The sequence below is a fragment of the Burkholderia stagnalis genome (assembly GCF_902830275.1).
Classification (GTDB): domain Bacteria; phylum Pseudomonadota; class Gammaproteobacteria; order Burkholderiales; family Burkholderiaceae; genus Burkholderia; species Burkholderia stagnalis.
Genome location: NZ_CADESW010000074.1, coordinates 1 through 796, shown reverse-complemented (window position 1 = coordinate 796; position 796 = coordinate 1). Strand labels below are relative to the sequence as shown.

1 protein-coding gene is annotated in these 796 nt (G+C 63.2%); it reads left to right on the top strand.

What is annotated here, in order from left to right:
• The coding region (locus tag HWY45_RS37235) for a hypothetical protein (protein WP_279607766.1) at nucleotides 1-796 on the top strand (796 nt) is incomplete at both ends.

Below are 796 nucleotides of genomic sequence, written 5' to 3'. Positions count from 1 at the left end.
CTTTGTGCGGTGCTGATGCCGGTCGACGTGGAGGTCGAGAGCGAAGCAACGGAGCTATTGGTCGAGCTCAGGCCCGTCGACAGGGAGTTGACGCCGCTTTGCGCGGTGCTGATGCCCGTGGAGGTCGATGTCGAGAGGGATCCGATCGAGCTGGTTGCCGACGAGATGCCGGTCGAAGCCGACGTGGACAGCGACGCGACGGAACTGTTGGTCGAGCTCAGGCCGGTGGACAACGAATTGACGCCGCTTTGTGCGGTGCTGATGCCGGTCGACGTGGAGGTCGACAGGGATGCGACAGAGCTGTCGGTCGTGCTCAAACCGGTCGACAGCGAGCTGATGCCCGTCGAGGTCGAGGTGGAGAGCGACGCGATCGAGCTGTTGGCCGACGAGATACCGGTCGACGTGGAGGTCGACAGCGACGCGACCGAGCTGTTGGTCGAGCTCAGGCCGGTGGACAGCGATGCGATCGAGCTGTTGGCCGAAGAAATCCCGGTCGACGTCGAGGTCGACAGCGAAGCGACGGAACTGTTGGTCGAGCTCAGACCGGTGGACAACGAGTTGACGCCGCTTTGCGCCGTGCTGATGCCGGTCGATGTGGAGGTCGACAACGAAGCAACCGAGCTATTGGTCGAGCTCAGCCCCGTGGACAGCGAATTGACCCCACTCTGCGCGGTGCTGATGCCCGTCGAAGCGGAAGTCGACAGCGAGTTGATGCCCGTCGACGTTGACGTCGAGAGGGAGGCGATCGAACTGTTGGCCGACGAGATACCGGTCGAAGCCGAAGTCGAGAGCGAAG